The organism is Chryseobacterium sp. HNCC26DJ238 (genome assembly GCF_057180465.1).
The window spans coordinates 12,025-32,875 of sequence record NZ_JBXUGI010000025.1 but is presented as its reverse complement, the minus strand read 5'-3'; the positions used below and the strand labels follow the sequence as shown (position 1 = coordinate 32,875).

Here is a 20,851-nt window from a genome sequence, read left to right as displayed (position 1 = left end):
TTTTATTTTTTAATTAATTTAGCATTCGCCGTTTTATTCGTATCCGTTTTCACCGTCACCAGATACGCTCCCTGAATCAGATTCTGCGTATTGATCTTGGTGACTTTATTATTGGTCTTTAAACTCTGCAGCTGTCTTCCACCCATATCATAAATGGTGATATCTGCTTCTTTAAAACCCTGCCCTGAGCCTGTCGAAGGTTCAAAACCAATTTCTACATACGCATAATCAGACACAGGGTTAGGATAGATCTTAATGTCCTGCTTTTCGATCAGCTGGTCAATCTGCTTGTCTCCCAGTTTCACGATCTTCCAGTTTTCTCTGCCCAATTCCTCAGCACTGGTTCCTGCTAAAATAATAGAACCGTCACGGTTGAGTTTGATATCCGATAACCGTTCTTCCTTCTTCCTGGATTCTCCTTTGACGTGCTTTCTCCATTGTTCATTTCCGTTCTGGTCAAGGTAAAGCATCCAGAAAGTTTCATCATCTGCTTCAATTCTTCCCTCTGCCTGTGTGTAGCCGCCAATTAAAAACCCTTTTGAATTTTTATCGTCTGCACTTTTTATGACGCTGAGTCCCATCAGGATATCCCGGTTCTTAAAACTATAGGACTTCTGCCAGTTTTCTTCTCCTGTTTCTCTGAGCGAGAGGAGCCACAGATCTGTTCCCTCTTCAATTCCCACGGTTTTATTTCCTGATCTCTCAGATCTTGATTCGCCTCCGATGATGTATCCTGTAGAAGTCATGGCTAAAGTTCTCAGGTGGTCATCTCCTTTTCCTCCGTAATTTTTCTCCCACTCAACTTTTCCTTCCTTTGATATTTTAACGATCCAGTAATCTCCTTCACCCTCATTCTCTGTTTTTTTAGAATAGGTATTCAGTTTTGTCTGGGAATTCTCAGGCGATGAATCTCTAAGTTCTTTTGTTTTGGAGGGATTTGTGAAGGATGCACTCCTTGAATACATGCCCAACAGAACACCGCCGTCAGCGGTCGGGATCATTTTTTCCACTTCATCATTTCCTCTCCCGCCGAGGATCAGCTGGGAAACTTCTTTTCCGTTCTTATCGAGCCTGATGATCATGACATCTTTAGAACCGAAACCATCAGGTGAGTTCTGTACATTGCCTGCAACAATAAATCCTAAGTCAGTGGTCTGGATGACCGCCCTGGCTTCATCGTCCTGGGCTGTGCCCAATGTTTTCTGCCAAATTTCATTTCCCTCTGGATTTGTTCTTATCAACCATAAATCTGAGCCTCCTTTGGAATCCTCTTTTTTATCCAGCCCTTTTCCGGAGTACGAAGTTCCTATTATCGCAAATCCGCCTTCCTGTGTAGCAACGGTTGCAGCCAGAAAATCGTGGTTCTTTCCTGAGAAATATTTTTCAAATACGGTATCGCCATTCTGGTTGAGTTTGATGATCTTAAAGTCGTACCCATTGTTCTGAGATTCTTTAGCCTGTTGAAGGTTGGAGCTTTGAATGGCACTTCCGCTGATGAGATACTGCTGGTCAATGGTTGTAGTGACCTGGGAAAGGAAGTCTTGAGTTGATGATCTGATATCATGTTGCCAGATTAAATCCTGTCCGAATGACAGAACTGTAAAACAAAGCAGGCAGGCAATGCTGTAATTCTTTTTCATCGTTTGTGTTTTTAACTGTTTATGCTAATTTAATTAATTTTTTTTATTACTACAAAACATTTGGTAAAAAAAATCCACTGCTATTGCAACGGATATATAAATTAAACTACTTTTCAGTACATCACAAATACCTGTAACCCATTTGAAAATCAAGAAGATAAAATATCTTTCATCTACGTAAAAAACTGATATAAAACAATTTACAGAATACTTTCGAAACATTCAGCCAGGCACACAAAAAGAGTATAGCGTTTGTGACAGATTGAAACGCTTTTTAAGGGCGTATAAAAGCAATGAATTCAATATCGGGAACATTCCATGGTACAGAACGGAAAAAAATACAAAAATTATTCATCGTTGTGATAATTGATGAAGTCTGTTATTTTAAAATTGATGACTATGCAGATAGAAAATATCAGGAAGATAAAAACAAAAATACACCAAAGTAAAGCCTTCAGTGTATTTAAGTATATATATCAAAATATTTGAATAACAATCTTATAAATAATCTTAGCAGAACGAATTTTAATGTATGTCCATTTTTGTTATGTACTTAGAGATTTTTTATAAGTTGCAAATTTACAGGGTTTCTTTAAGCCAGTCAAAGAATTCTCTCTGCCAGACCAAGCCGTTTTGAGGATGCAGGACCCAGTGGTTTTCGTTTGGAAAATACACCAGTTTAGATTTTAACCCTCTCAATCTTGCAGCCTGGAAAGCCTCCTGTCCCTGCTCATAAGGAACTCTGAAATCAATTCCACCCTGGAAAATCATAATGGGCTTATTCCATTTGTCAACAAAGTTGCTGGGATTAAATTCTGTATATGCTTTTGGTAAGGGTTTTTCCCATGGAGAACCCAGATCCCAGTTGGCAAACCAAAGTTCTTCAGTTGTTAAGTACCATGATTTCATATCAAACAGTCCGTCGTGAGCAATAAAGGTCTTGAATCTGTTATTGTGGATTCCTGCCAGCATAAAGACACTGTAACCACCATAGCTTGCTCCCACTGCTGCCACTCTTTCGCCGTCAACATACGGTAATGTTTTAGCAAAGTCTGTTGCTGAAAGATAATCTCTCATCGGCTGTCCGCCCCAGTCTTTTGAAATTGCTTCATTCCATTTTGTTCCCCATCCCGGCATTCCTCTTCTGTTGGGTGCAACTACGATATATCCGTTAGCTGCCATTAAGGCGAAATTCCAACGGGTGCTGAAAAACTGGGTCAGAGCAGATTGAGGTCCGCCCTGGCAATATACTAAGGTCGGGTATTTTTTATTCGGATCAAAGTTGGGTGGATAGTGAAACCAGACGCCCATTTCCTTTCCGTCTGAGGTTTTCACCATCTTCAGTTCAGATTTGCCCTGCGCCAACTTTGTGTAAGCGTCTTTATTGGCATCGGTAACCTGTTGCAGTTCTCCGTTCTTAAGATTTACCGAGAACAGTTCCGAAGCGTGGTTGATATCCGTTTTTGAGACCATCAATGCGTTTTTCTGATCCGCAAAAATTTCATTAATATCAAAATCACCTTGGGTGATCTGCTGAACTTTTGCAGATTTTGTATCCAGGGAAAATAGTTGTTTTGTCCCCCTGAAAGCGGCTGTAAAATAAATTTCTTTTGAATCTCCGCCCCAGAAAACATCTCCGGAAACACTTTCGTCCCACCCTTTGGTAAGATTTGAGGTTTTCCCGGATTTCCATTCCATCAGTTTGATGTCATTTTTATCCGCTTCATATCCGTCTCTTTCCATACTCTGCCAAAGCAGGGATTTTCCGTCCGGACTGAACTTTGGGTTTACATCATATCCTTTATTGGATTCCGTCAGATTCTTAACAGAACCGGAAGCGATGTCATACGCAAAGATATCCGTATTGGTACTTGTCGCATACTCTTTTCCACTTTTAGGCTTTGTCACATACAGTAGCTGCGCAGAGTCCGGGCTCCAGATAAAATCTTCCGTACCACCAAAAGGCCGTTGGGGAGAATCCCACGTTTTTCCTTCCAGCAGGTCTTTGGCAGAATCAATTCCGGCAGAAGTGCTGACTACAAAAACATGATTATACTTCCCTTCATTGAAATAATCCCAATGCCTGTGGTTCAGATCTGTGTAAACCTGTGCAGTGGTTTTTGGAGTATCGGCATATTTGTCTTTTCCCATTAATTTTTCCACCAGTACCTGCTTACTGAAAGCAATTTTTTTCCCATCCGGAGAAATGACAATATTATCCACTTCACCGATCGTGTAAAATTCGGACCAGGTTTTTCCGCTGTCTTTTGAAAGGAAAATTTTATCACCTTCCTGAGCGTAAAGTCCGTTCTTATCCCACTGAATTAAAGCTTTTTTACCTAAATCAATTTTAGAAGACTGCCTGTTGACAACATTCAGGAAATAATTTTCGTTTTTTGTTTTTTCTGTCTTCAAATCAACCTGTCCTATTTTATAAATAAGGGACGAGTGGTCTGGTGAAACAGCCTGTACTCCCACTTTTTTTAAAGTCCAGAGAATTTCAGGGGTCATTACTTGTTGTGCATTCATTAAAAACGGAGCTGCCAGGGCCAGCAGACTGTACTTAAGTTTCATATAAATTTTCATTTTATCAATGTAAAAACTGTTTTTAAAGCTGATACATTACTGTTAAATCCGAGGTTGCCAAAGTTAGTATTTAAAATAAAAATGAACGAGTAAATTAACAGTTAAGTTTATTTTTCAACAGATGAAACAGAATATTTTCATGAATATCATTACTCTCCTTAACATTGGTTTCATAAAAAATCGCCAGCGTAAAAGCTGGCGATCTGCATCTTAATATACTTTTATTTTAATCACCGTCTGAAAACATTGAATTGGCTAAAGAAGTAACAATTGTCAAGGCAATACTGAAAATAAATGCCCACCAGAAACCATTAACTACCATTCCGTCAATAAAATAATCTGCAATGAGAATAATGGCTGCATTAATAACTAAAGCAAACAGTCCTAAAGTGATAATGGTTAACGGGAGACCGAAAAGGTTCAGAACAGGTTTGACGAATAAATTGAGCAGTCCTAAAACAATCGCAAATATAAGTGCTGTTCCGAAGCCTGAAAATTCTACTCCGGGTAAAATTTTTGTCAGTAAAAATGCAACGACAGCAGTGATAAAAAGTCGGATAATGATATTCATAATTTATTATTTAATATGTATAGTTGCCAGGGAGCAAAACCCATTCCATTTACATGAAATTAAAAAGGATACTGCAGCTTCGCACCAATTGAAATCTTTGAATTTATAAAGGATCATTTATCGGTTTTCAAATCAGATGATTTACGTTTATGATTTGAAGAAATTCTGAAATCTGTCTTTTATTCCTATTCCAAAATTTTGTCTTCCAAAGAGGATTTGATCTTGCAGAGGTATGGATCCGGATAATTTTTCGATCAGATTTCAATGATCAAAGTGCTTTTTAAACTTATTTTTCATCTCAGATCACTCGAAAAATCATCAATTGGGAACGTTCCCGGAGTTTTGGGAACGTTCCCAATATTTTTTTTATCGTTAAAAACCTTCCCGATAAATATTTTAATATAAGTTTGAAATATTGAGACCATTCAAAAAAACATATTATTTCAATGACTGTACAATCATATTCATACGATTCTAAAAATATACAATCAGGGATACTGCACATTGGTGTGGGAAATTTCCACAGAGCCCACCAGCAATTTTACACCAACGAATTGCTTAAGTATGAAGATCAGCAAAACTGGGGAATATGTGGGGTTTGCCTTTTGCCATCAGATGAGAACACTTTCACCAATCTGCATTCTCAAAACCTTGATTATACACTTACTGTCTTCGGAAGCGACGGTAAAGATAAAATTCACCGGATCGGTTCATTAACTGAATTAATCTGGGGCATTAAAGATCCGAAAGCAGTTGTCGATAAAATTGCAGATCATGCTATCAAAATTATTACCTTAACCATAACGGAAGGGGGCTATAATTTAGATAAAGAAACCAATGAGTTTAACATAAATGATGAGAAAATTAAACATGATCTTGAACATCCAGGCAATCCGACAACTGTTTTCGGCTTTATAGCCGAGGGTCTGCGCAAAAGAAAAGCAGATCAAAACGGCAGTATTACCATTTTGTCCTGTGATAATCTCCAGCATAACGGCAATACCGCCAAAAGATCTTTTACAACGTTCATTAAAGCTCAGGATAAAGATCTTGCGAAATGGGTAGAAGATAATGTAACATTCCCTAACAGCATGGTTGACAGAATTACCCCCGCAACAACTGCGGAAGACGTTGTAAGGCTGAATGCAAGAAGCGGAATTTCTGATCAGGCTCCCGTTTACTGTGAAGATTTCACTCAGTGGGTGATCGAAGATCATTTTATTGCAGGAAGACCTGCATGGGAAAAGGTTGGAGTACAGTTCACTCAGGATGTAACCGCTTTTGAAAACATGAAGCTGAGCCTGCTCAATGCCTCCCATACCCTGCTGTCCTACCCTTCGTTTTTAAAAGGGTACAGAAAAGTAGATGAAGCCATGGCGGATACTGATATTGTAAAACTGATCCGTGCTTTTATGGACACAGATATTACCCCGTACGTTCCTGCCCCTGAAAATACGGATCTTGAAAAATACAAGCAGACTTTGATTGAGAGGTTTGCCAATCACAGTGTCAGTGACCAGGTAAGCAGACTTTGCTTTGACGGAATCTCAAAATTCCCGGTGTACATCATACCGAATCTTACTAAAATGATCAGCGACGGCAAAGACCTTTCAAGGGTTGCTTTTCTGATTGCATCGTACAGACACTATTTAAAATACAGAATTGATGAGAAAGGAAATTCTTATGAGATCGCCGAGCCGTGGATGACTGACGGCGACCAATACGTGATTTCAAGTGATAATCCTCTTGATTTCCTTAATTTATCTGCATTGAAGAGCACTGACCTGAAATCATCAGAAAAATTTACATATTTATACAGTGAGTTTGACGTAAACATTAAAAATAAGGGAATTACAAAAGTTTTAGAATCTATTTAAACACAGATATGATGATTGGAAATTCAAATATAAAGACCCTCGATACAAAATCGAATAACAGCATATTTCCCTTTGCTATAATTACCTTTATTTATTTCATTGTCGGTTTTTTAACAACCGTTAATGAGCAGCTTCAGGCACCTTTAAAATTCACCTTCCTATCGCATGCCGGAAGTCTGAAAAATACATTTACAACGCTCATTTCGTTCTTTTTCTTTTTAGGATATCTGTTGAACGGAACACTGGGGAGCAGATGGGTCAATGCTTTTGGATATAAAAACACGATTCTGAGAGGACTTTTCTTTATGATTTCAGGACTTTTCATGTACTTGTTCTCATCATGGTTCGGTTCTGAATATCCGGATGTTGAATTCAGCATAGGCGATGCAGTTATTCCTTTTGGATTCATCATCTTTGTGATCGGATCCTATCTGATGGGAACTTCCGCAGCAGTGATCCAAGTGGTTGTCAATCCTTACGCAGCTTCTTATCAGCTGAAAGGGACCCAGCCTGTACAGCGGCTGAATATTCTGACGGCAATAAATTCTATCGGAACCACCTCTGCCCCATTTTTCGTTACCGTAGTTATGTTCAGCGGTATTTCGATAGAAAGTATTGAAATCAAACAGTTGCTCCTTCCTCTTTCTGTTCTGATAACATGTATTTTAACTGTTATTCTAATTACGAGAAAACTTCATCTTCCCGATATTGAAAATACCAGAGCCGTTGCCCGAGAGAAACTGGAAAGAAGCATATGGTCATTCAGACATTTTGCATTGGGTGTTGTGGCCATATTTTTCTATGTCGGAACTGAAGTTGCCATTGGTGCCAATATCAACCTTCACGCATTTGAACTGATGGAATCCGGTCATCCGATCACTTTTTTCGGAAAGACAGACATCATGATAGGCAGAATGGATCTCGGGATTCACGCACTGCTTTCTACGCTTTACTGGGGAGGCTTTTTAGTAGGAAGATCCATTTCAAGCTTCCTCAGTCATATTTCGGCTAAAACTCAACTCGCTGTTACAACAGTCCTGGCAACAATATTAGCTGTAATCGCAATGATTACCCAAAACTTATGGTACCTGGTTGCGATCGGACTTTTACATTCCTCCATGTGGAGCTGCATTTATTCTCTTTCGATAAAAGGGTTGAATAAATATACGTCAAAAGCTTCAGGAGTATTTATTTCGGCAGTATTTGGAGGAGCGGTATTCACACTTGTTCAGGGAGGTCTGGCAGACGCTTTCGGATCATGGAGATGGACCTGGATGCTGACCGTAGCCTGTGAATTGCTGATGCTGTCCTATGCACTGTTCGGATCAAAAATAAGAGAAAAAGACATTATTAATTAACCTTAATTTTTGTTGCTGATTCCTGTCATCCGGCATTTATCTGCCGGATAAGGGAATGGTATAAAAACACTTAAAAACACAATCCCGATGAAAAACAAATTATTGCTGATGGCTTTGATCATCAAAGGAACGTTATTATTCTACAGCCAACAATTACATTCATCTTTACAGCTCAGAAACAGCCATTTATGGAGAGGGCTGGAAGTTTCCTCAGGTCTGATCTACACTGGAGACCTTCATCTGGACGGAAAAAATTTTTATGCAGGATTTTGGGCAGGAGGAAATGCAGACGGCTCATATAAGGAATTCGACAACTACATCGGATACAGAAGTAAACACTTTACCGCAGAGCTTTGGGATATCTACAATTTTTCTCCTGGTGCTTCTTATAACAATAGAGAGTTTTTCAATTATAAAGGAAGTGAAACAGGGCGTTTCTGGGATTTGAGAACTTACTATAAGGTCAGTAACAGAATTCCTTTGGTTTTAAGTGCAAATACAGTGGTTTTCGGTCGTGACAGGAATAGAGAAAATACACACAACAAATATTCTTCATTTGTTTCTGCGGAATATCCTGTCTACCTGAAGAAAGATGAAAACCTGGAAATCAGAGCCCGGGCGGGTTATGGTTTTGCTTTACGACATTCCGGGGAAAAGAGCAATTTTTTTGCGGAAAAAGACGGTCTTAATGAGATCAGCCTAATCCTGTCAAAAAGTTTTTTCATCTCCGGATATAAAATTCCGGTTGGAATCTGGGGAATGTGGAATCCTGTCGGGAATAATGCCTACCTGCAGTTTTCTCTTCAGGCTTATTCATTCTGATGGTAAGCTGCAATGTTTTCATGTTGTGCATCAAAGTCTTCTTCATGCTGACTCAAATGACCATTTTATAAGTTCAGAGTTATCCGTATACCTTCTTTTTGAAATTTATTAAAGCGATCTTCTTTAAATTATTTATATGTTGAAAACCTTTCCATCGTCTGAAACGCTGGAAAGGTTAGTTGGGCATATGAAAAAATGATTAAAATAGTTTTCATTACAAAATTTGCTTTACAAACAAACTACCTTTCTGAAACAGCATCTATCTATCTATCTATCTATCTATCTATCTATCTATCTATCTATCTATCTATCTATCTATCTATCCACTGACAACGTTTGGAAAATACGCAAGGGTATTGCAAAACAAATTATTTGATCTTCATCATCGTAACCAAAGAAGTGGCCACATGACTTTCTGATTCTCCTTTCTCATCAACGACATAAATTTCTGTTCTGATGACACTGATCTTTGCTCCTCCTTTGATCACATAAGCTTTTGAAACGAGCGCATCACCAATTGCAGGACGCAGATAATTGACTTTCAGTTCCACGGTGACCACATAACAGTCTTCTTCGTAATGACTTACAGCAGCATATCCGGAAGAGACATCTACCAGAGATGCGATCATTGCCCCGTTAAACATTCCTGCTGCACGGGTCATCATTTCCATCTTGGGAATTTTTATCGAGACGAAATCAGTCTCAACTTCCAGAAGCCGGGCATTGTAAAATTTCAAAGTTTCTGAACGGTTGAAACTTTCGGTCATAAGTTGTTTTTTCTCGGGAGTCATAGGGTGATGGGTGATAATAGATGGTTGATGATTGATGATTGATGATTGATAATAGATAATAGATGATTGATGGTTGATGGTTGATGGTTAGGCAAAGTTCTTTAAAATTAATTTAAAAATTTCCACAAAAATTCTTTTCCCTTACCTTTGCAAAATGGAATTAGAATCTATTTATAAAAAACTGCAGATTCAGGATATGAATCAGATGCAGAAATCTACATACAAAACTACGGAAAACAATACAGATGTTGTGTTGCTTTCCCCTACAGGATCAGGAAAAACGCTGGCTTTTCTATTTCCTGTATTGAGAAATCTCTCGAAAGAGGCAACCGGGATCCAAGCACTGATTCTGGTTCCGGCAAGGGAACTCGCTCTGCAGATCGAGCAGGTATTTAAATCAATGGGAACAGATTTCAAAGTTTCTGTCTGCTACGGCGGTCATGATAAGAAAATTGAAATGAATAACCTGATCGAATCTCCAGCGGTACTTATCGGAACTCCAGGAAGAGTTGCATATCATTTGAGAAACAACAATCTTGATGTCAAGACAATCAAAAACCTTGTACTGGATGAGTTTGACAAAGCCCTGGAATTTGGTTTTCATGATGATATGGAATATATCATTGAGAATATGTACAACCTCTACCAGAGAATGCTGACTTCTGCAACTGCAATGGATGAAATCCCTAAGTTCACCGGTCTGAGAAATGAAAAAATCATTGATTTTCTGAAACTGGAGAATAATAAACCGGATATCCAGTTACGAAAAGTAATGACGATCTCAGAAGAAAAACTGGACACTCTATTTAACCTGATCTGTAAGATCGGAAATAAAAGAACCCTGATTTTCTGCAACCACAGAGAAACCGTTGACCGTATTGCTGATTTACTGCTTGACAAAGGAATTGACCGTGAAACTTTTCATGGCGGAATGGAACAGGATGAAAGAGAACGTGCTTTGCTTAAGTTCAGAAATGATACTGCACGGGTTTTAATTACCACTGACCTCGCAGCCCGTGGCCTAGATGTTCCTGAAGTTGAATCGATCGTCCACTATCAGCTGCCAACCACAGAAGATGCTTTTATTCACAGGAACGGACGTACCGCAAGAATGAATGCAAAAGGTTTTGCCTACCTCGTGATGACTGCCGATGAAAAATTTCCTTTCATCAAAAAAGATACTCCTGAGGAATCCGTGAAAGGATTTACCAAAGTTCCTGCTAACTCCCCTTTTCAGACGGTATATATCAGTGCAGGAAAAAAGGATAAGGTGAATAAAGTGGATATCGTTGGATATTTACTGAAAAAAGGAGAATTACAGAAAGAAGATCTGGGTCTGATCGAAGTAAAAGATACAACCTCTTATGTTGCGGTTTCCAGAGATAAAGTAAAAGATCTGCTGAAAAAACTGAGCACGGAAAAATTAAAAGGCAAAAAAGTAAAAATGGAGATTGCCTATTAAAATTAAATAAACCATTAAGATATTTCAGCTGTTAAGAATTATACAGATGATCAGCTGCTATTCTTAAAGAATCAGAATATCTTAATGGTTTTATAAATTTATTTCAGCCTTTCAGTCTTCGTCGGGAGCGTGTATACTGATTTTGATGCGGTAATGAATAAAATATTATTTTTTTCTCCGCCAAATGTGATGTTGCCTGTCCAGTCTTCAGGGATTTTGATATGGTGCACTTTTTCTCCCTTATGATTAAAAACGGTAACTCCGTCACCCGTCAGATAAAGATTTCCTTCTTTATCCAGGGTCATCCCATCTGAACCCATTTCGCAGAACAGTTTCTTTTCAGATAGTTTTCCGTCCCCCAAAATATCGTACACGTAAGTTTTCCCGGCATCAATATCAGAAACATAAAGCTTCTTCTGTGTAAGACTTCCTATTATTCCATTGGGCTGCGTAAAAGTCTCCAGTTTTGAAATTTCTCCGTCTTTGTCACGGTAATAAAGATTTTTTTCAGGGATCTCTACTTTAAAATTTTCCCAGTAATCTCTTCTGTACAGCGGATCGGTAAAATAAATCCCTCCGTTTCCATCCAGCCAGAGATCATTGGGACCATTCAGTCTTTTTCCCTCAAATCCTTTTGACAAAACCTCAACTGACCTGTCTTTTCCGATCTTCCAGATTTCACCTTCATTGTCTGAGCAGGTAATCAGGTTATCGTTTTCATCGAAATAAGTACCGTTGGCTCTTCCTGTCTTGTTTAAAAATTCAGTGATCTTATCTGTTTTCCACTCCCAGATATAGATTTTATCATTAGGCTGATCGGTGAAGTAAACATTTCCCGCCTGATCTGTCGCAGGACCTTCTGTAAATGAGAACTGATCAGAAATTAATTTCGGTTCGGTGTTTTCAAACATAGCATTGTAATTTGATGATTTGCAACCAGGAAATGCCAAAACCAAACCAACGAGGCTTATATTCAATATATTTTTCATTCCAATAAATTTAAAGCTGACAATGTACGATTTGTAAAAAGTTCTGCCAATAGTACAGCGATACTTATTCTCTAAGGATATAAAAAATAAAATGTCCCTTTTGTCCTATTCCATAAGTGCATCCTATTATTTATCAAAACTTATAATCAGGAGCTTTGCAGCATCTTTTACCCGGAGAAATGCAGAAGTGAAATTACTTCACAGATGATTCATCTTACCTGCATAATCCTTTTAATAAAAATCAAAACGATGAGTATTCAGCAGGGCAATTTAAAAATTCAGGAAAGTGGTAATGAAGGTTTCAGAGATTCTGTAGGGACTATGGATGATTCAGGAAGGCGAAAATGGGTTTTTCCCAGAAAACCTAAAGGTAAATTCACCAATTACAGAGATTATACAAGTTATTTTCTGCTGGCCCTGTTCTTTGGAATTCCTTTCTTTAAGATCAGTGGAAATCCATTTCTTTTAATCAATATTATTGAAAGGAAGTTTTTTATCCTGGGACAGTCTTTTTATCTTCAGGATTTCTTTATTCTGGCTTTGGGAGCAGTAATTTCCGTTATTTTTGTAATGCTCTTCACCGTTGTTTTCGGGAGGATATTCTGTGGCTGGCTGTGTCCGCAGACCGTTTTTATGGAAATGGTTTTCCGTAAAATCGAATATTTAATTGAAGGGGACAGAAACAGACAGATGAAACTGGATAAACAGAAATGGGATTCAGAAAAAATAAGAAAAAGACTTTTAAAATGGTCTGTCTTCCTGATGGTTTCAGTAATCATCGCTCATTTTATGTTCATGTACATTGTAGGATATCAATCTGTTCTTAAGATCATGCAGAAAGGTCCTCTGGAGCAGCCTCTGCATTTTACAGCAATGTTATCTTTCTCACTGGTTTTTTATTTTGTATTTGCCTGGCTTCGTGAACAGGTATGCACACTGATCTGTCCTTATGGAAGACTGCAGGGCGTCCTGATCGACAAACAGACCATCAATGTCTATTACGATACAAAGCGAGGTGAAAACCGGGCGAAATGGAGAAACGGAGAAGACAGAAAATCTTCTTCCAAAGGAGACTGTATTGATTGCGGACAGTGCGTCGTGGTATGCCCTACTGGGATAGATATCAGAAACGGCCAGCAGCTGGAGTGTATCAACTGTACGGCCTGCATCGATGCCTGTGATGAGGTGATGCAGAAAGTGGGATTACCCACCGGACTGGTGCGTTATGCCACGGAAGCAGAAATTGAAACCGGACAAAAGAGGGGAATCACTTCAAGAATGATCATCACGACTGTATTTCTTGGTTTGCTTATCGCTTTTTTAGGATTTTTACTGAATGACAGAGGCTCGATGGAAGCCAAATTCATCAAGCCTGCCGGATCAACATTCTTTGTGAGGGACGGAAGGATCATCAATAATTTCACCTATACATTTCTTAATAAAACCAACGATAAAAAAGTACTGTCGATCAAAGTGCTTCAGCCTAAAAATGCAGAAGTTATTTTCTCCGTATCAAGCAGGATCATCCTGAAGGGGGATGAAATACTGAAAGGCTCAATCAGTATCTCTTTTCCTGAGTATGATATTAAATTTTCCAAACAGAACATTACCATTGCGGTACTGAATGAAAAGGGTGAAATCGTGGATACATTTGAAACTATATTTGAGGGCCCTTTCAAACTTCTGCTGTAAACGATCAGCTCCTGTGGTTTTTGACAAAATGTGACGGTGTGATTCCTGTATTTTTACGGAAAACCCTGGCAAAATAAGAGTACTCTTCATAGCCGAGCCTGAAAGCGATTTCCACGAGGTCTTCATCAAGATAAATAAGCATTCTCTTAGCCTCAAGCATGACCCGGTCAGTAATTACCTGAGACGCAGTTTTCTGCACGGTGGTCTGTGTAATCCTGTTGAGATGTTTTGGAGAAATATCCATCATTGAGGCATAGTAGGAAATTGATTTCTCAGAAACAAAAAACATCTCCAGAAGGTTTTCAAAATCCTGATAATGTTTGAAATAGGCGCTGTTTGAAGCCTGAATCAGCTGATCGTCTTTAGAAAATTCCCGTACTGCATGAATATAAATCTGTGTAATCAGTGAGAGAATGAAATTTTGTTTCATGACTTGCTGAGACTGATGTTCACACTCTATTGCTTTAAAAAGGTAAATCATGCTCAGCAGTTCTTCTGACTGCAACTGAAGTTTCCTTGAAAAACCGGGAGCGTTGAAAAAAGGAAAATCCTTCAGTTTCTGATTCACATAATGCATCTCATAGTAAGGTTGGGAAAAAAAGAAAATATACCCGTCTGTATCTGCAGAAAGTTCCCAACTGTGAACCTGCCCCGGAGCAAGAAAAAAGATACTTCCCGCAGAAACGTCATATTTTTGAAAGTCTATTTCATGAATTCCTTGTCCTGCAGTGAAAATGGCAGTAACAAAAAAATCATGGCGGTGCGGCTTCTCAATATGTTTATGGCTGTTGACCAGATGATTCTTAAGGGTATTGAAATAGAAACCGGAAGCTCCTTTTTCCGGTTCAAAAAGATTAATGTGCAGTACAGAGATGGTATTCATAAGGATGAATGCTGTTTGGAAGCAGACAAAATTACATTTAACCTTAAGATTTTACAAGGTGTATTTGTAACAGAGCTTAAAAAATATTTATCTTTGAATTTTCAGGACTGTAGCAATGAAGACAAATTTACCCGACAAACTGTATTATTCGATAGGAGAAGTTGCGAAAGCATTCGATGTAAACGCTTCATTGATAAGATATTGGGAACAGGAATTCCCTATTATTAAACCAAAGAAAAACAAAAAAGGCAATCGCTATTTCACTCCTGAAGACATCAAAAACCTCAAGATCATCTATCATCTGGTCAAAGAAAAGGGGTATACCCTGGATGGAGCACGAATTGCCCTTACCACCAATTCTAAAATTTCTGAAACCGTAACCCTGATCGACCGGCTTGAATTCGTCAAGGCAGAACTTCTTAAACTGAAAGATTCTCTGGCAGAAAAAGATCAGGAATAATGTACCTTCTGCGGCAGATCTCAGAAAAACATCCTATCCATAAGCCTTACGGTAAAATATTTTCGTTTTAGGTGAGCGTTGAATAATTTATTCTTAAATTTATTCTATCATATCCTCTTATTACTGTATTCTCTGTCTGAATGAATATCGGTAAAGCAGGGATATCAGGTAAAACATAAATTTAAGCGATGAAAAAAAATTATTACCGGAAGATGGCAGTTCTTGGAATGCTGCTGCTTACTCTCTTAGCGTTTCAGAAGTACACTGACAAATCTGATGAACCTTTTCCCGAGGTTACATTCATCACTGAAAATCTCCCTTTAGAATCATTTTCTGAATTTGATCCCAATGATCTGGATGAAAAGAAATGGCAGATGCTCGGATTTTCTGTAAAGCAGACCGAAACAATTCTGAGATACCGTAGAATGATTGGTGGAAAGTTCAGATCAAAAGAACAGTTCAAAAAGTGCCATGCGGTTTCTGACGAAAAATTTGCCCAGCTCAGATCATTCATTTTATTACCGGAAACCAATGCTGAAGCACAATCCGGAAATGTACGTTTCAAAAATGAAAAGAAATCTTTAAACATCACAGGAAAATTTAATCCTGATCAGCTTTCACAGAATGATTGGGAACGTCTCGGATTTTCGGAAAAACAGGCGCAGGCCATTCTAAAATACAAAAACTACATGGGCGGCAGTTTTGTAAGCAAGGAAAAATTCAGAGAATGCTTCATCATCAGCGAAGAAAATTATACTAAGCTTAAACCTTATCTTCTTTTACCCGAAAAGACTCCGGCTGATCTTAACAGATACGCAAAGACATTCAACTCATCAAAGAAAACTCCGTTTGATCCCAATGTGCTGGATCACCACGGCTGGATGGCGTTGGGATTTTCAGAAAAACAGGCGAAAATCATTATGGATTACCGTGAAAAAAACCGAAAAGGAAATTTTGAAACTTTAGACGATATTAAAAACTGTTTTGTTATTTCTCCTGAAAAATTTGAAGAAATCAAACCTTTGATCAGATTGAATCCTTCGGTTCCCTTAAGAATTTCAGATATCCAAAAGACTGAACGGAAACAGGAAAAAACAGACTTCACAAAAACAGACCTGAACTCGATCAGTTACAGACAGCTCATTGAATTTGGACTGGACGAAAAAAGTGCAGGATCAATCATCGGTTTCCGTAAAAAACTGGGCGGCTTTATCACCAGGGAACAGATTCTTCAGACCTATAATATCGACAAAGAACTGGTTGCAAAGTTACTCAGCATTGCCCCGCTGGATCATTCAAAGGTAGAAAGGTATACTTTGGCTGATGCACCTGAGGAATGGCTTAAAAATCATCCTTACTTCAAATATTCAGCGGATAAAATTATTTACTACAGAATCACTCACCCTGATGACGAAAAAATATGGAAATTTCTGAAAACCAAACCTGAGTATGAAGCGAGAATGAGGCTTTATTTGAAGTGATGATTGATAGATGTCAGATGTGAGATAATAGATGATAGATGATAGATGATAGATAAAATTACTTTTTATCTATGTTAGAACCGTTATGAATTCAGGGGTGAGGGAGATGACCCCTTCTGTTAAACTTTCGGGATGGGCAGTAAATCCTTTTAATTTTGAAGTTTTACCTTTTAAAATCAAATCCATCAATTGCTTATCAGAAAGTTTCTTCCCGAAAATCTCAAATGAAACTTTAAAGCCGCAGTTTTTAAAATCGGAACATCCTACTGCGGTTTTCCCTTTCATGAGATGATTCTCTTTACATTTAGGGCATTTTGTCTCTCCCCATGACTGCAATTCTTTTTTGACGGCAGGTTCCCTTTTTTTCTTCTCTTTAACTTCTTCTTTTTCGTCATGCAGGGTGAAGACTTTCGCTTTTCCGTCAACCACTTTTTTGGTCAGTTCGGTCACCATCTGGATCAATTCATCTTTGAACTGATTGGCCTCATATTCACCGCTTTCAATTTTACGCAGTTTCAGTTCCCATTCTCCGGTAAGTTCCGGGCTTTTCAGCAGTTCATCTTCAATGGTATCTATCAGCTGGATCCCGGTCTGGGTAGCAATCAGATTTTTCCTTTTTTTCTCAATGTATTTCCGCTTGAAAAGGGTTTCAATAATATTTGCCCGGGTAGACGGCCTTCCGATCCCGTTGTTTTTCAGCATCTCACGAAGCTCTTCGTCGTCTACCTGTTTTCCGGCAGTTTCCATCGCCCGAAGCAGTGTTGCCTCGGTATAGGCTTTTGGCGGCGAGGTTTTTCCCTGGTGAATCATCGGCTCGTGCGGTCCGGTTTCGCCTACTTTAAATTCGGGGATCGTCTGTTCCTCTTCTTTGTCTTTTTCTTTATCCGCCGGCTCCTCTTTGGCATCTTTGGCATATACTGCCCTCCAGCCAGGTTCAAGGATCTGCCTTCCGCTTGTTTTAAAAGGAATGGTTCCCACCTGTGCCTCCACTAAGGTATTTGAAATTTTACATTCGGGATAAAAAACAGCGATAAAACGCTTTGCAATCAAATCATAAATGAGTTTCTCTTCCCTGACCAGGTTGTGTCCCGGTGGAATTTCAGTCGGAATAATAGCATGGTGATCGGTTACTTTGGCATCATCAAAAACCGCTTTTGATTTCGGAATCGGCTGTTCAAACAAAGGCAGAATCAAATCTTTATAGATGACCATGCTTTGCAGAATCCCTCCTATTTTCGGATAAAGACTCTCTGACAGGTATGTGGTATCCACACGGGGATACGTCACGTGTTTTTTCTCGTAGAGACTCTGAATATATTTTAAAGTACTGTCTGCAGAATAGCCGTACTTTTTATTGGCTTCCACCTGAAGACCCGTCAGGTCAAACAGCCTGGGATTTTTTTCCTTTCCTTCTTTGATTTCAAAGGAAAGGATCTCAAAAGGATTGATTTTCAGATATTCCAATCCCTTTTCTGCACGGTCAGGTGATTTTAACCGGTCAATTGCCGCATTAAAGATAACGTCACGGTATTTAGTCTTCAGTTCCCAGTATTCTTCGGTGCTGAAAGCATCAATCTCCTTCTGACGCTGCACGAGCATCGCCAGCGTCGGGGTCTGCACCCTTCCGATGGACAGAACGGCTTTATTTCCACCGAATTTTTTAGTAAAAAGTCTGGTGGCATTGATTCCCAACAGCCAGTCTCCTATCGCTCTTGCATTCCCTGCAAGGTAAAGGTTTCTGTAATCTTCCGCAGGCTTTAACTTTTGAAAACCTTCCTTAATCGCCTCTTCGGTCAGGGATGAAATCCACAGACGCTGGACAGGTTTATCACATTTTGCTTTCTGCAATACCCAGCGCTGTATAAGCTCTCCCTCCTGCCCGGCATCCCCGCAATTGATCACCTCATCACATTCGGCGACCAGCCTCTCAATAACTTTAAACTGGTTTTCAACACCTTTGTTCGGTATCAGCTTAATTCCGAAACTGCTGGGAATAATTGGCAGCAGAAACAAATTCCATGATTTATACTGCGGACCGTAATCATGAGGTTCTTTGAGGGTACAGAGGTGACCGAAAGTCCATGTCACGCAGTATCCGTTTCCTTCCATATAGCCCTGTTTAGGCATCGTTGCGCCTAATACTTTGGCAATATCTCTGGCAACACTTGGTTTTTCGGCAATACAAAGTTTCATGAATAGTCGGGGTTATGGAAAGGGGTGCAAAAATCGGGATTTTTTTTGGAATTGCCAATTTAGTGCGCACCTGATTGTTGCGACAACTGAGATCAGAACTTAACTGTATTTTTATCAAACACTTACTCATTACTGAAAAAATATTTTTGCTGACTGCTAAAAAACCTGATCAGTAGATAGAAATCAAGTCTCTATTGTCCATCGTACCTATTTTTTAATTAAGTAGTATTCAATTTATCACATAATCAATTTAAAACAGCATTAAAAAATTCTACTTTACAGTCCCAAAATATTGAATCACTCCAACTTCTGACACATACAAATTTTTGTCTGCATCCATTCCGTCATTCTGAGAGCTCTCTAAAAAAGGATGGCTGTAAAAAGCATACGAATCCTGATCTGCAAGGTCATTTTTCAGCATTTGATGAGCTTCAACAACGGGTTTGCCATATAATTTCCTGAAATTTCCGATGTTGTACTGTGAAAAGCGTCCATAATGAACAATAAATTTCAATGATAATTCGATGGTGGTGTTCAACATTTCACTTAACTCCTGAATTTTCACATTGAAAGCATTTCTCATCTTCCTCAATATTCCGGAGACCTTTTTATAGGAAGGCTGCCTGTCGTAACGAAAAAACAGAATTGCATCGCCTTCAATTTCCGAGATATCAAAATACTGATTGTTCACCTCAATCAGGATAGAAAGTAGTTGTCTGACAATATATTCGCCGGTATATAGTTTTGTATTGAACACAAATTCAGTAAATCCGCTGAAGTCGGGAATCAAAATAATCCCGTTTTCACGATCTGTATTCTCCATAATTTCCATGGTTTAAAAGCCTTTTACAAAAAGAGACGCAGAAACAAGTGTTTTACTTTACAGGAACCGGAATAACGACAATCTTTCTTCATCAAAAAATCATAACGAATCCAGGCAGGTTATATTTCAATGATCAGTTCTTTCTCATAGCCGTTATACTTTTCATCAATATACCCATGAGGATTACAGATGATTTCTGTAATACCTGTTTTATATCTCGAAGGGGTGTGGATATGTCCATGAATCCAATACAATGGCTGATGCGTTGTAATGAAATCTTCCAGATCAGATGCATAAGCAGACGTCACAGGATCTTTTTTATATTGTTCCGGGACGGATTGTAAACCGGGTGCATGATGCGTAACGACAATATTTTTCATTCCTTCTGATCTTTCCAGGCTTTCCTTCAGCCACTGTTTTGAAAACTGGTGTATTTTAAAGGTATCAATACTCCTCAGTTTTGAATAGGACGGATCTCTTCTGATCATTTTATAATCATTCATCTGAGCCTGACAGAGACTTCCGTAAGCCATGGGACTTCCGAATAATGAAAAGTCGGTCCATAAAGTTGCTCCGTGAAACCGTACTCCATCAATATCGACAAATGAATCTTCCAGCACAGAAATGATTGAATTTTCTGCTGCAGCTTTTATTTTATGTAAAGTTTTAGGATAAGAACCTCTGTAATATTCATGATTTCCCAGAATATAAATGACAGGCTTATCAGGAATGTTCTTCTTAATCCACTCAATTCCTTTGGTTCCAATATGAACATCTCCTGCCAGAACCACAACATCAGCGTGATCAAAAGATAAATCAGCTGTTCCGAATTCCTGATGCAGATCACTGATGATTTGAATTTTCATTTCCCTAAAGTAAAATATTTATCTGAATATCTGAAATGTCAGCAAAGCGACTGTTAGAATATCTTTCAAGCTAAAATTATGTAATTGATTTAAAGCATGATACATTAATTTAAAAGAAAAAAAACAAAAAGTCTACTAAAAAAGTAGACTTTTAAAGATTTATGTTTTATATTTGCATCCGTAATCAGATTTGGACATGGAAGTAAATATAAAATTCAGATATATTTTAACAAATAAAAAGCACATCAATATAATGATGCCATGCTGTATGCCTTTATATATGAATTTTAGTAGGTGACCTTACTTTTATTAAGACATATTCTTTAAAGGCTTTACCACGTTGTAGAGCCTTTTTTT

17 protein-coding genes are annotated in these 20,851 nt (G+C 38.6%); 8 read left to right on the top strand and 9 right to left on the bottom strand.

All coding sequences use genetic code 11. The features are described 5' to 3' along the window. Window positions 1-2: 2 nt before the first annotated feature. On the bottom strand, window positions 3-1,640 hold the full coding sequence (locus AC2A07_RS18635; RefSeq protein WP_484051624.1) for a T9SS type A sorting domain-containing protein: 1,638 nt from the start codon (window positions 1,638-1,640) through the stop codon (window positions 3-5). Window positions 1,641-1,933: 293 nt separating this feature from the next. On the opposite strand from AC2A07_RS18635, the gene AC2A07_RS18630 reads away from it, so the two are divergent. Continuing rightward, complete coding sequence (locus AC2A07_RS18630; protein WP_484051623.1) at window positions 1,934-2,089, top strand: hypothetical protein; 156 nt, start codon at window positions 1,934-1,936, stop codon at window positions 2,087-2,089. Between the two features lie 130 nt (window positions 2,090-2,219). On the opposite strand, the gene AC2A07_RS18625 is transcribed toward AC2A07_RS18630, so the two are convergent. Both AC2A07_RS18625 and AC2A07_RS18620 read right to left on the bottom strand, forming a co-directional pair. Next, window positions 2,220-4,214, bottom strand: coding sequence for a S9 family peptidase (locus tag AC2A07_RS18625; RefSeq protein ID WP_484051622.1), 1,995 nt, complete (start codon window positions 4,212-4,214; stop codon window positions 2,220-2,222). Window positions 4,215-4,452: 238 nt separating this feature from the next. Then, window positions 4,453-4,797, bottom strand: coding sequence for a phage holin family protein (locus AC2A07_RS18620; RefSeq protein WP_484051621.1), 345 nt, complete (start codon window positions 4,795-4,797; stop codon window positions 4,453-4,455). Window positions 4,798-5,243: 446 nt separating this feature from the next. On the opposite strand from AC2A07_RS18620, the gene AC2A07_RS18615 reads away from it, so the two are divergent. The 3 genes from AC2A07_RS18615 to AC2A07_RS18605 all read left to right on the top strand — a co-directional run bounded on the left by AC2A07_RS18615 (window position 5,244) and on the right by AC2A07_RS18605 (window position 8,854). After that, entirely contained in the window at window positions 5,244-6,674 is a 1,431-nt protein-coding gene (locus AC2A07_RS18615; RefSeq protein WP_484051620.1) for a mannitol dehydrogenase family protein, read from the top strand. An 8-nt stretch (window positions 6,675-6,682) separates the two neighbouring features. Next, a complete protein-coding gene (locus tag AC2A07_RS18610; RefSeq protein ID WP_484051619.1) occupies window positions 6,683-8,032 on the top strand; it encodes an MFS transporter in 1,350 nt (449 codons plus the stop codon). 87 nt (window positions 8,033-8,119) lie between these two features. Beyond that, window positions 8,120-8,854, top strand: coding sequence for a hypothetical protein (locus tag AC2A07_RS18605; protein ID WP_484051618.1), 735 nt, complete (start codon window positions 8,120-8,122; stop codon window positions 8,852-8,854). A 368-nt stretch (window positions 8,855-9,222) separates the two neighbouring features. On the opposite strand, the gene AC2A07_RS18600 is transcribed toward AC2A07_RS18605, so the two are convergent. Continuing rightward, the gene (locus AC2A07_RS18600; RefSeq protein WP_314499332.1) at window positions 9,223-9,621 is read right to left on the bottom strand and encodes a PaaI family thioesterase; all 399 of its coding nucleotides are present in this window, start codon (window positions 9,619-9,621) and stop codon (window positions 9,223-9,225) included. A 178-nt stretch (window positions 9,622-9,799) separates the two neighbouring features. Between AC2A07_RS18600 and AC2A07_RS18595 the strand changes: the two genes are divergently transcribed. Beyond that, a complete protein-coding gene (locus AC2A07_RS18595) occupies window positions 9,800-11,107 on the top strand; it encodes a DEAD/DEAH box helicase (RefSeq protein WP_314499334.1) in 1,308 nt (435 codons plus the stop codon). A 98-nt stretch (window positions 11,108-11,205) separates the two neighbouring features. On the opposite strand, the gene AC2A07_RS18590 is transcribed toward AC2A07_RS18595, so the two are convergent. Then, entirely contained in the window at window positions 11,206-12,096 is an 891-nt protein-coding gene (locus AC2A07_RS18590; RefSeq protein ID WP_484051617.1) for an SMP-30/gluconolactonase/LRE family protein, read from the bottom strand. A gap of 249 nt (window positions 12,097-12,345) precedes the next feature. Here AC2A07_RS18590 and ccoG point away from each other — a divergent pair, with 249 nt between their 5' ends. After that, on the top strand, window positions 12,346-13,788 hold the full coding sequence (ccoG, locus tag AC2A07_RS18585) for a cytochrome c oxidase accessory protein CcoG (protein WP_484051616.1): 1,443 nt from the start codon (window positions 12,346-12,348) through the stop codon (window positions 13,786-13,788). A gap of 4 nt (window positions 13,789-13,792) precedes the next feature. Here ccoG and AC2A07_RS18580 read toward each other — a convergent pair whose 3' ends face one another. Beyond that, on the bottom strand, window positions 13,793-14,671 hold the full coding sequence (locus AC2A07_RS18580) for an AraC family transcriptional regulator (protein WP_484051615.1): 879 nt from the start codon (window positions 14,669-14,671) through the stop codon (window positions 13,793-13,795). A 115-nt stretch (window positions 14,672-14,786) separates the two neighbouring features. On the opposite strand from AC2A07_RS18580, the gene AC2A07_RS18575 reads away from it, so the two are divergent. Together AC2A07_RS18575 and AC2A07_RS18570 are read left to right on the top strand one after the other, a co-directional pair. After that, entirely contained in the window at window positions 14,787-15,131 is a 345-nt protein-coding gene (locus AC2A07_RS18575; RefSeq protein WP_314499344.1) for a MerR family transcriptional regulator, read from the top strand. A 188-nt stretch (window positions 15,132-15,319) separates the two neighbouring features. Next, window positions 15,320-16,612, top strand: a complete 1,293-nt coding sequence (locus AC2A07_RS18570) for a helix-hairpin-helix domain-containing protein (RefSeq protein WP_484051614.1) — start codon at window positions 15,320-15,322, stop codon at window positions 16,610-16,612. A gap of 69 nt (window positions 16,613-16,681) precedes the next feature. Here the strand turns inward: AC2A07_RS18570 and AC2A07_RS18565 are convergent, their stop codons facing one another. The 3 genes from AC2A07_RS18565 to AC2A07_RS18555 form a co-directional block, all read right to left on the bottom strand. Continuing rightward, a complete protein-coding gene (locus AC2A07_RS18565; RefSeq protein ID WP_484051613.1) occupies window positions 16,682-18,805 on the bottom strand; it encodes a type IA DNA topoisomerase in 2,124 nt (707 codons plus the stop codon). A 271-nt stretch (window positions 18,806-19,076) separates the two neighbouring features. After that, window positions 19,077-19,628, bottom strand: coding sequence for a DUF2652 domain-containing protein (locus AC2A07_RS18560; RefSeq protein WP_484051612.1), 552 nt, complete (start codon window positions 19,626-19,628; stop codon window positions 19,077-19,079). Between the two features lie 119 nt (window positions 19,629-19,747). Next, the gene (locus AC2A07_RS18555; RefSeq protein ID WP_314499351.1) at window positions 19,748-20,494 is read right to left on the bottom strand and encodes a metallophosphoesterase; all 747 of its coding nucleotides are present in this window, start codon (window positions 20,492-20,494) and stop codon (window positions 19,748-19,750) included. Window positions 20,495-20,851 lie beyond the last annotated feature (357 nt).

Excerpts from the sequence above, each read along its gene's own strand:
- AC2A07_RS18560 (WP_484051612.1), bottom strand. The coding sequence starts at position 19,628 with ATGGAGAATACAGATCGTGAAAACGGGATTATTTTGATTCCCGACTTC.
- AC2A07_RS18610 (WP_484051619.1), top strand. The coding sequence starts at position 6,683 with ATGATGATTGGAAATTCAAATATAAAGACCCTCGATACAAAATCGAAT.
- AC2A07_RS18615 (WP_484051620.1), top strand. The coding sequence starts at position 5,244 with ATGACTGTACAATCATATTCATACGATTCTAAAAATATACAATCAGGG.
- AC2A07_RS18570 (WP_484051614.1), top strand. The coding sequence starts at position 15,320 with ATGAAAAAAAATTATTACCGGAAGATGGCAGTTCTTGGAATGCTGCTG.
- AC2A07_RS18620 (WP_484051621.1), bottom strand. The coding sequence starts at position 4,797 with ATGAATATCATTATCCGACTTTTTATCACTGCTGTCGTTGCATTTTTA.
- AC2A07_RS18625 (WP_484051622.1), bottom strand. The coding sequence starts at position 4,214 with ATGAAACTTAAGTACAGTCTGCTGGCCCTGGCAGCTCCGTTTTTAATG.
- AC2A07_RS18590 (WP_484051617.1), bottom strand. The coding sequence starts at position 12,096 with ATGAAAAATATATTGAATATAAGCCTCGTTGGTTTGGTTTTGGCATTT.
- AC2A07_RS18635 (WP_484051624.1), bottom strand. The coding sequence starts at position 1,640 with ATGAAAAAGAATTACAGCATTGCCTGCCTGCTTTGTTTTACAGTTCTG.
- ccoG (WP_484051616.1), top strand. The coding sequence starts at position 12,346 with ATGAGTATTCAGCAGGGCAATTTAAAAATTCAGGAAAGTGGTAATGAA.
- AC2A07_RS18600 (WP_314499332.1), bottom strand. The coding sequence starts at position 9,621 with ATGACCGAAAGTTTCAACCGTTCAGAAACTTTGAAATTTTACAATGCC.
- AC2A07_RS18580 (WP_484051615.1), bottom strand. The coding sequence starts at position 14,671 with ATGAATACCATCTCTGTACTGCACATTAATCTTTTTGAACCGGAAAAA.
- AC2A07_RS18565 (WP_484051613.1), bottom strand. The coding sequence starts at position 18,805 with ATGAAACTTTGTATTGCCGAAAAACCAAGTGTTGCCAGAGATATTGCC.
- AC2A07_RS18595 (WP_314499334.1), top strand. The coding sequence starts at position 9,800 with ATGGAATTAGAATCTATTTATAAAAAACTGCAGATTCAGGATATGAAT.
- AC2A07_RS18605 (WP_484051618.1), top strand. The coding sequence starts at position 8,120 with ATGAAAAACAAATTATTGCTGATGGCTTTGATCATCAAAGGAACGTTA.
- AC2A07_RS18575 (WP_314499344.1), top strand. The coding sequence starts at position 14,787 with ATGAAGACAAATTTACCCGACAAACTGTATTATTCGATAGGAGAAGTT.
- AC2A07_RS18555 (WP_314499351.1), bottom strand. The coding sequence starts at position 20,494 with ATGAAAATTCAAATCATCAGTGATCTGCATCAGGAATTCGGAACAGCT.
- AC2A07_RS18630 (WP_484051623.1), top strand. The coding sequence starts at position 1,934 with ATGAATTCAATATCGGGAACATTCCATGGTACAGAACGGAAAAAAATA.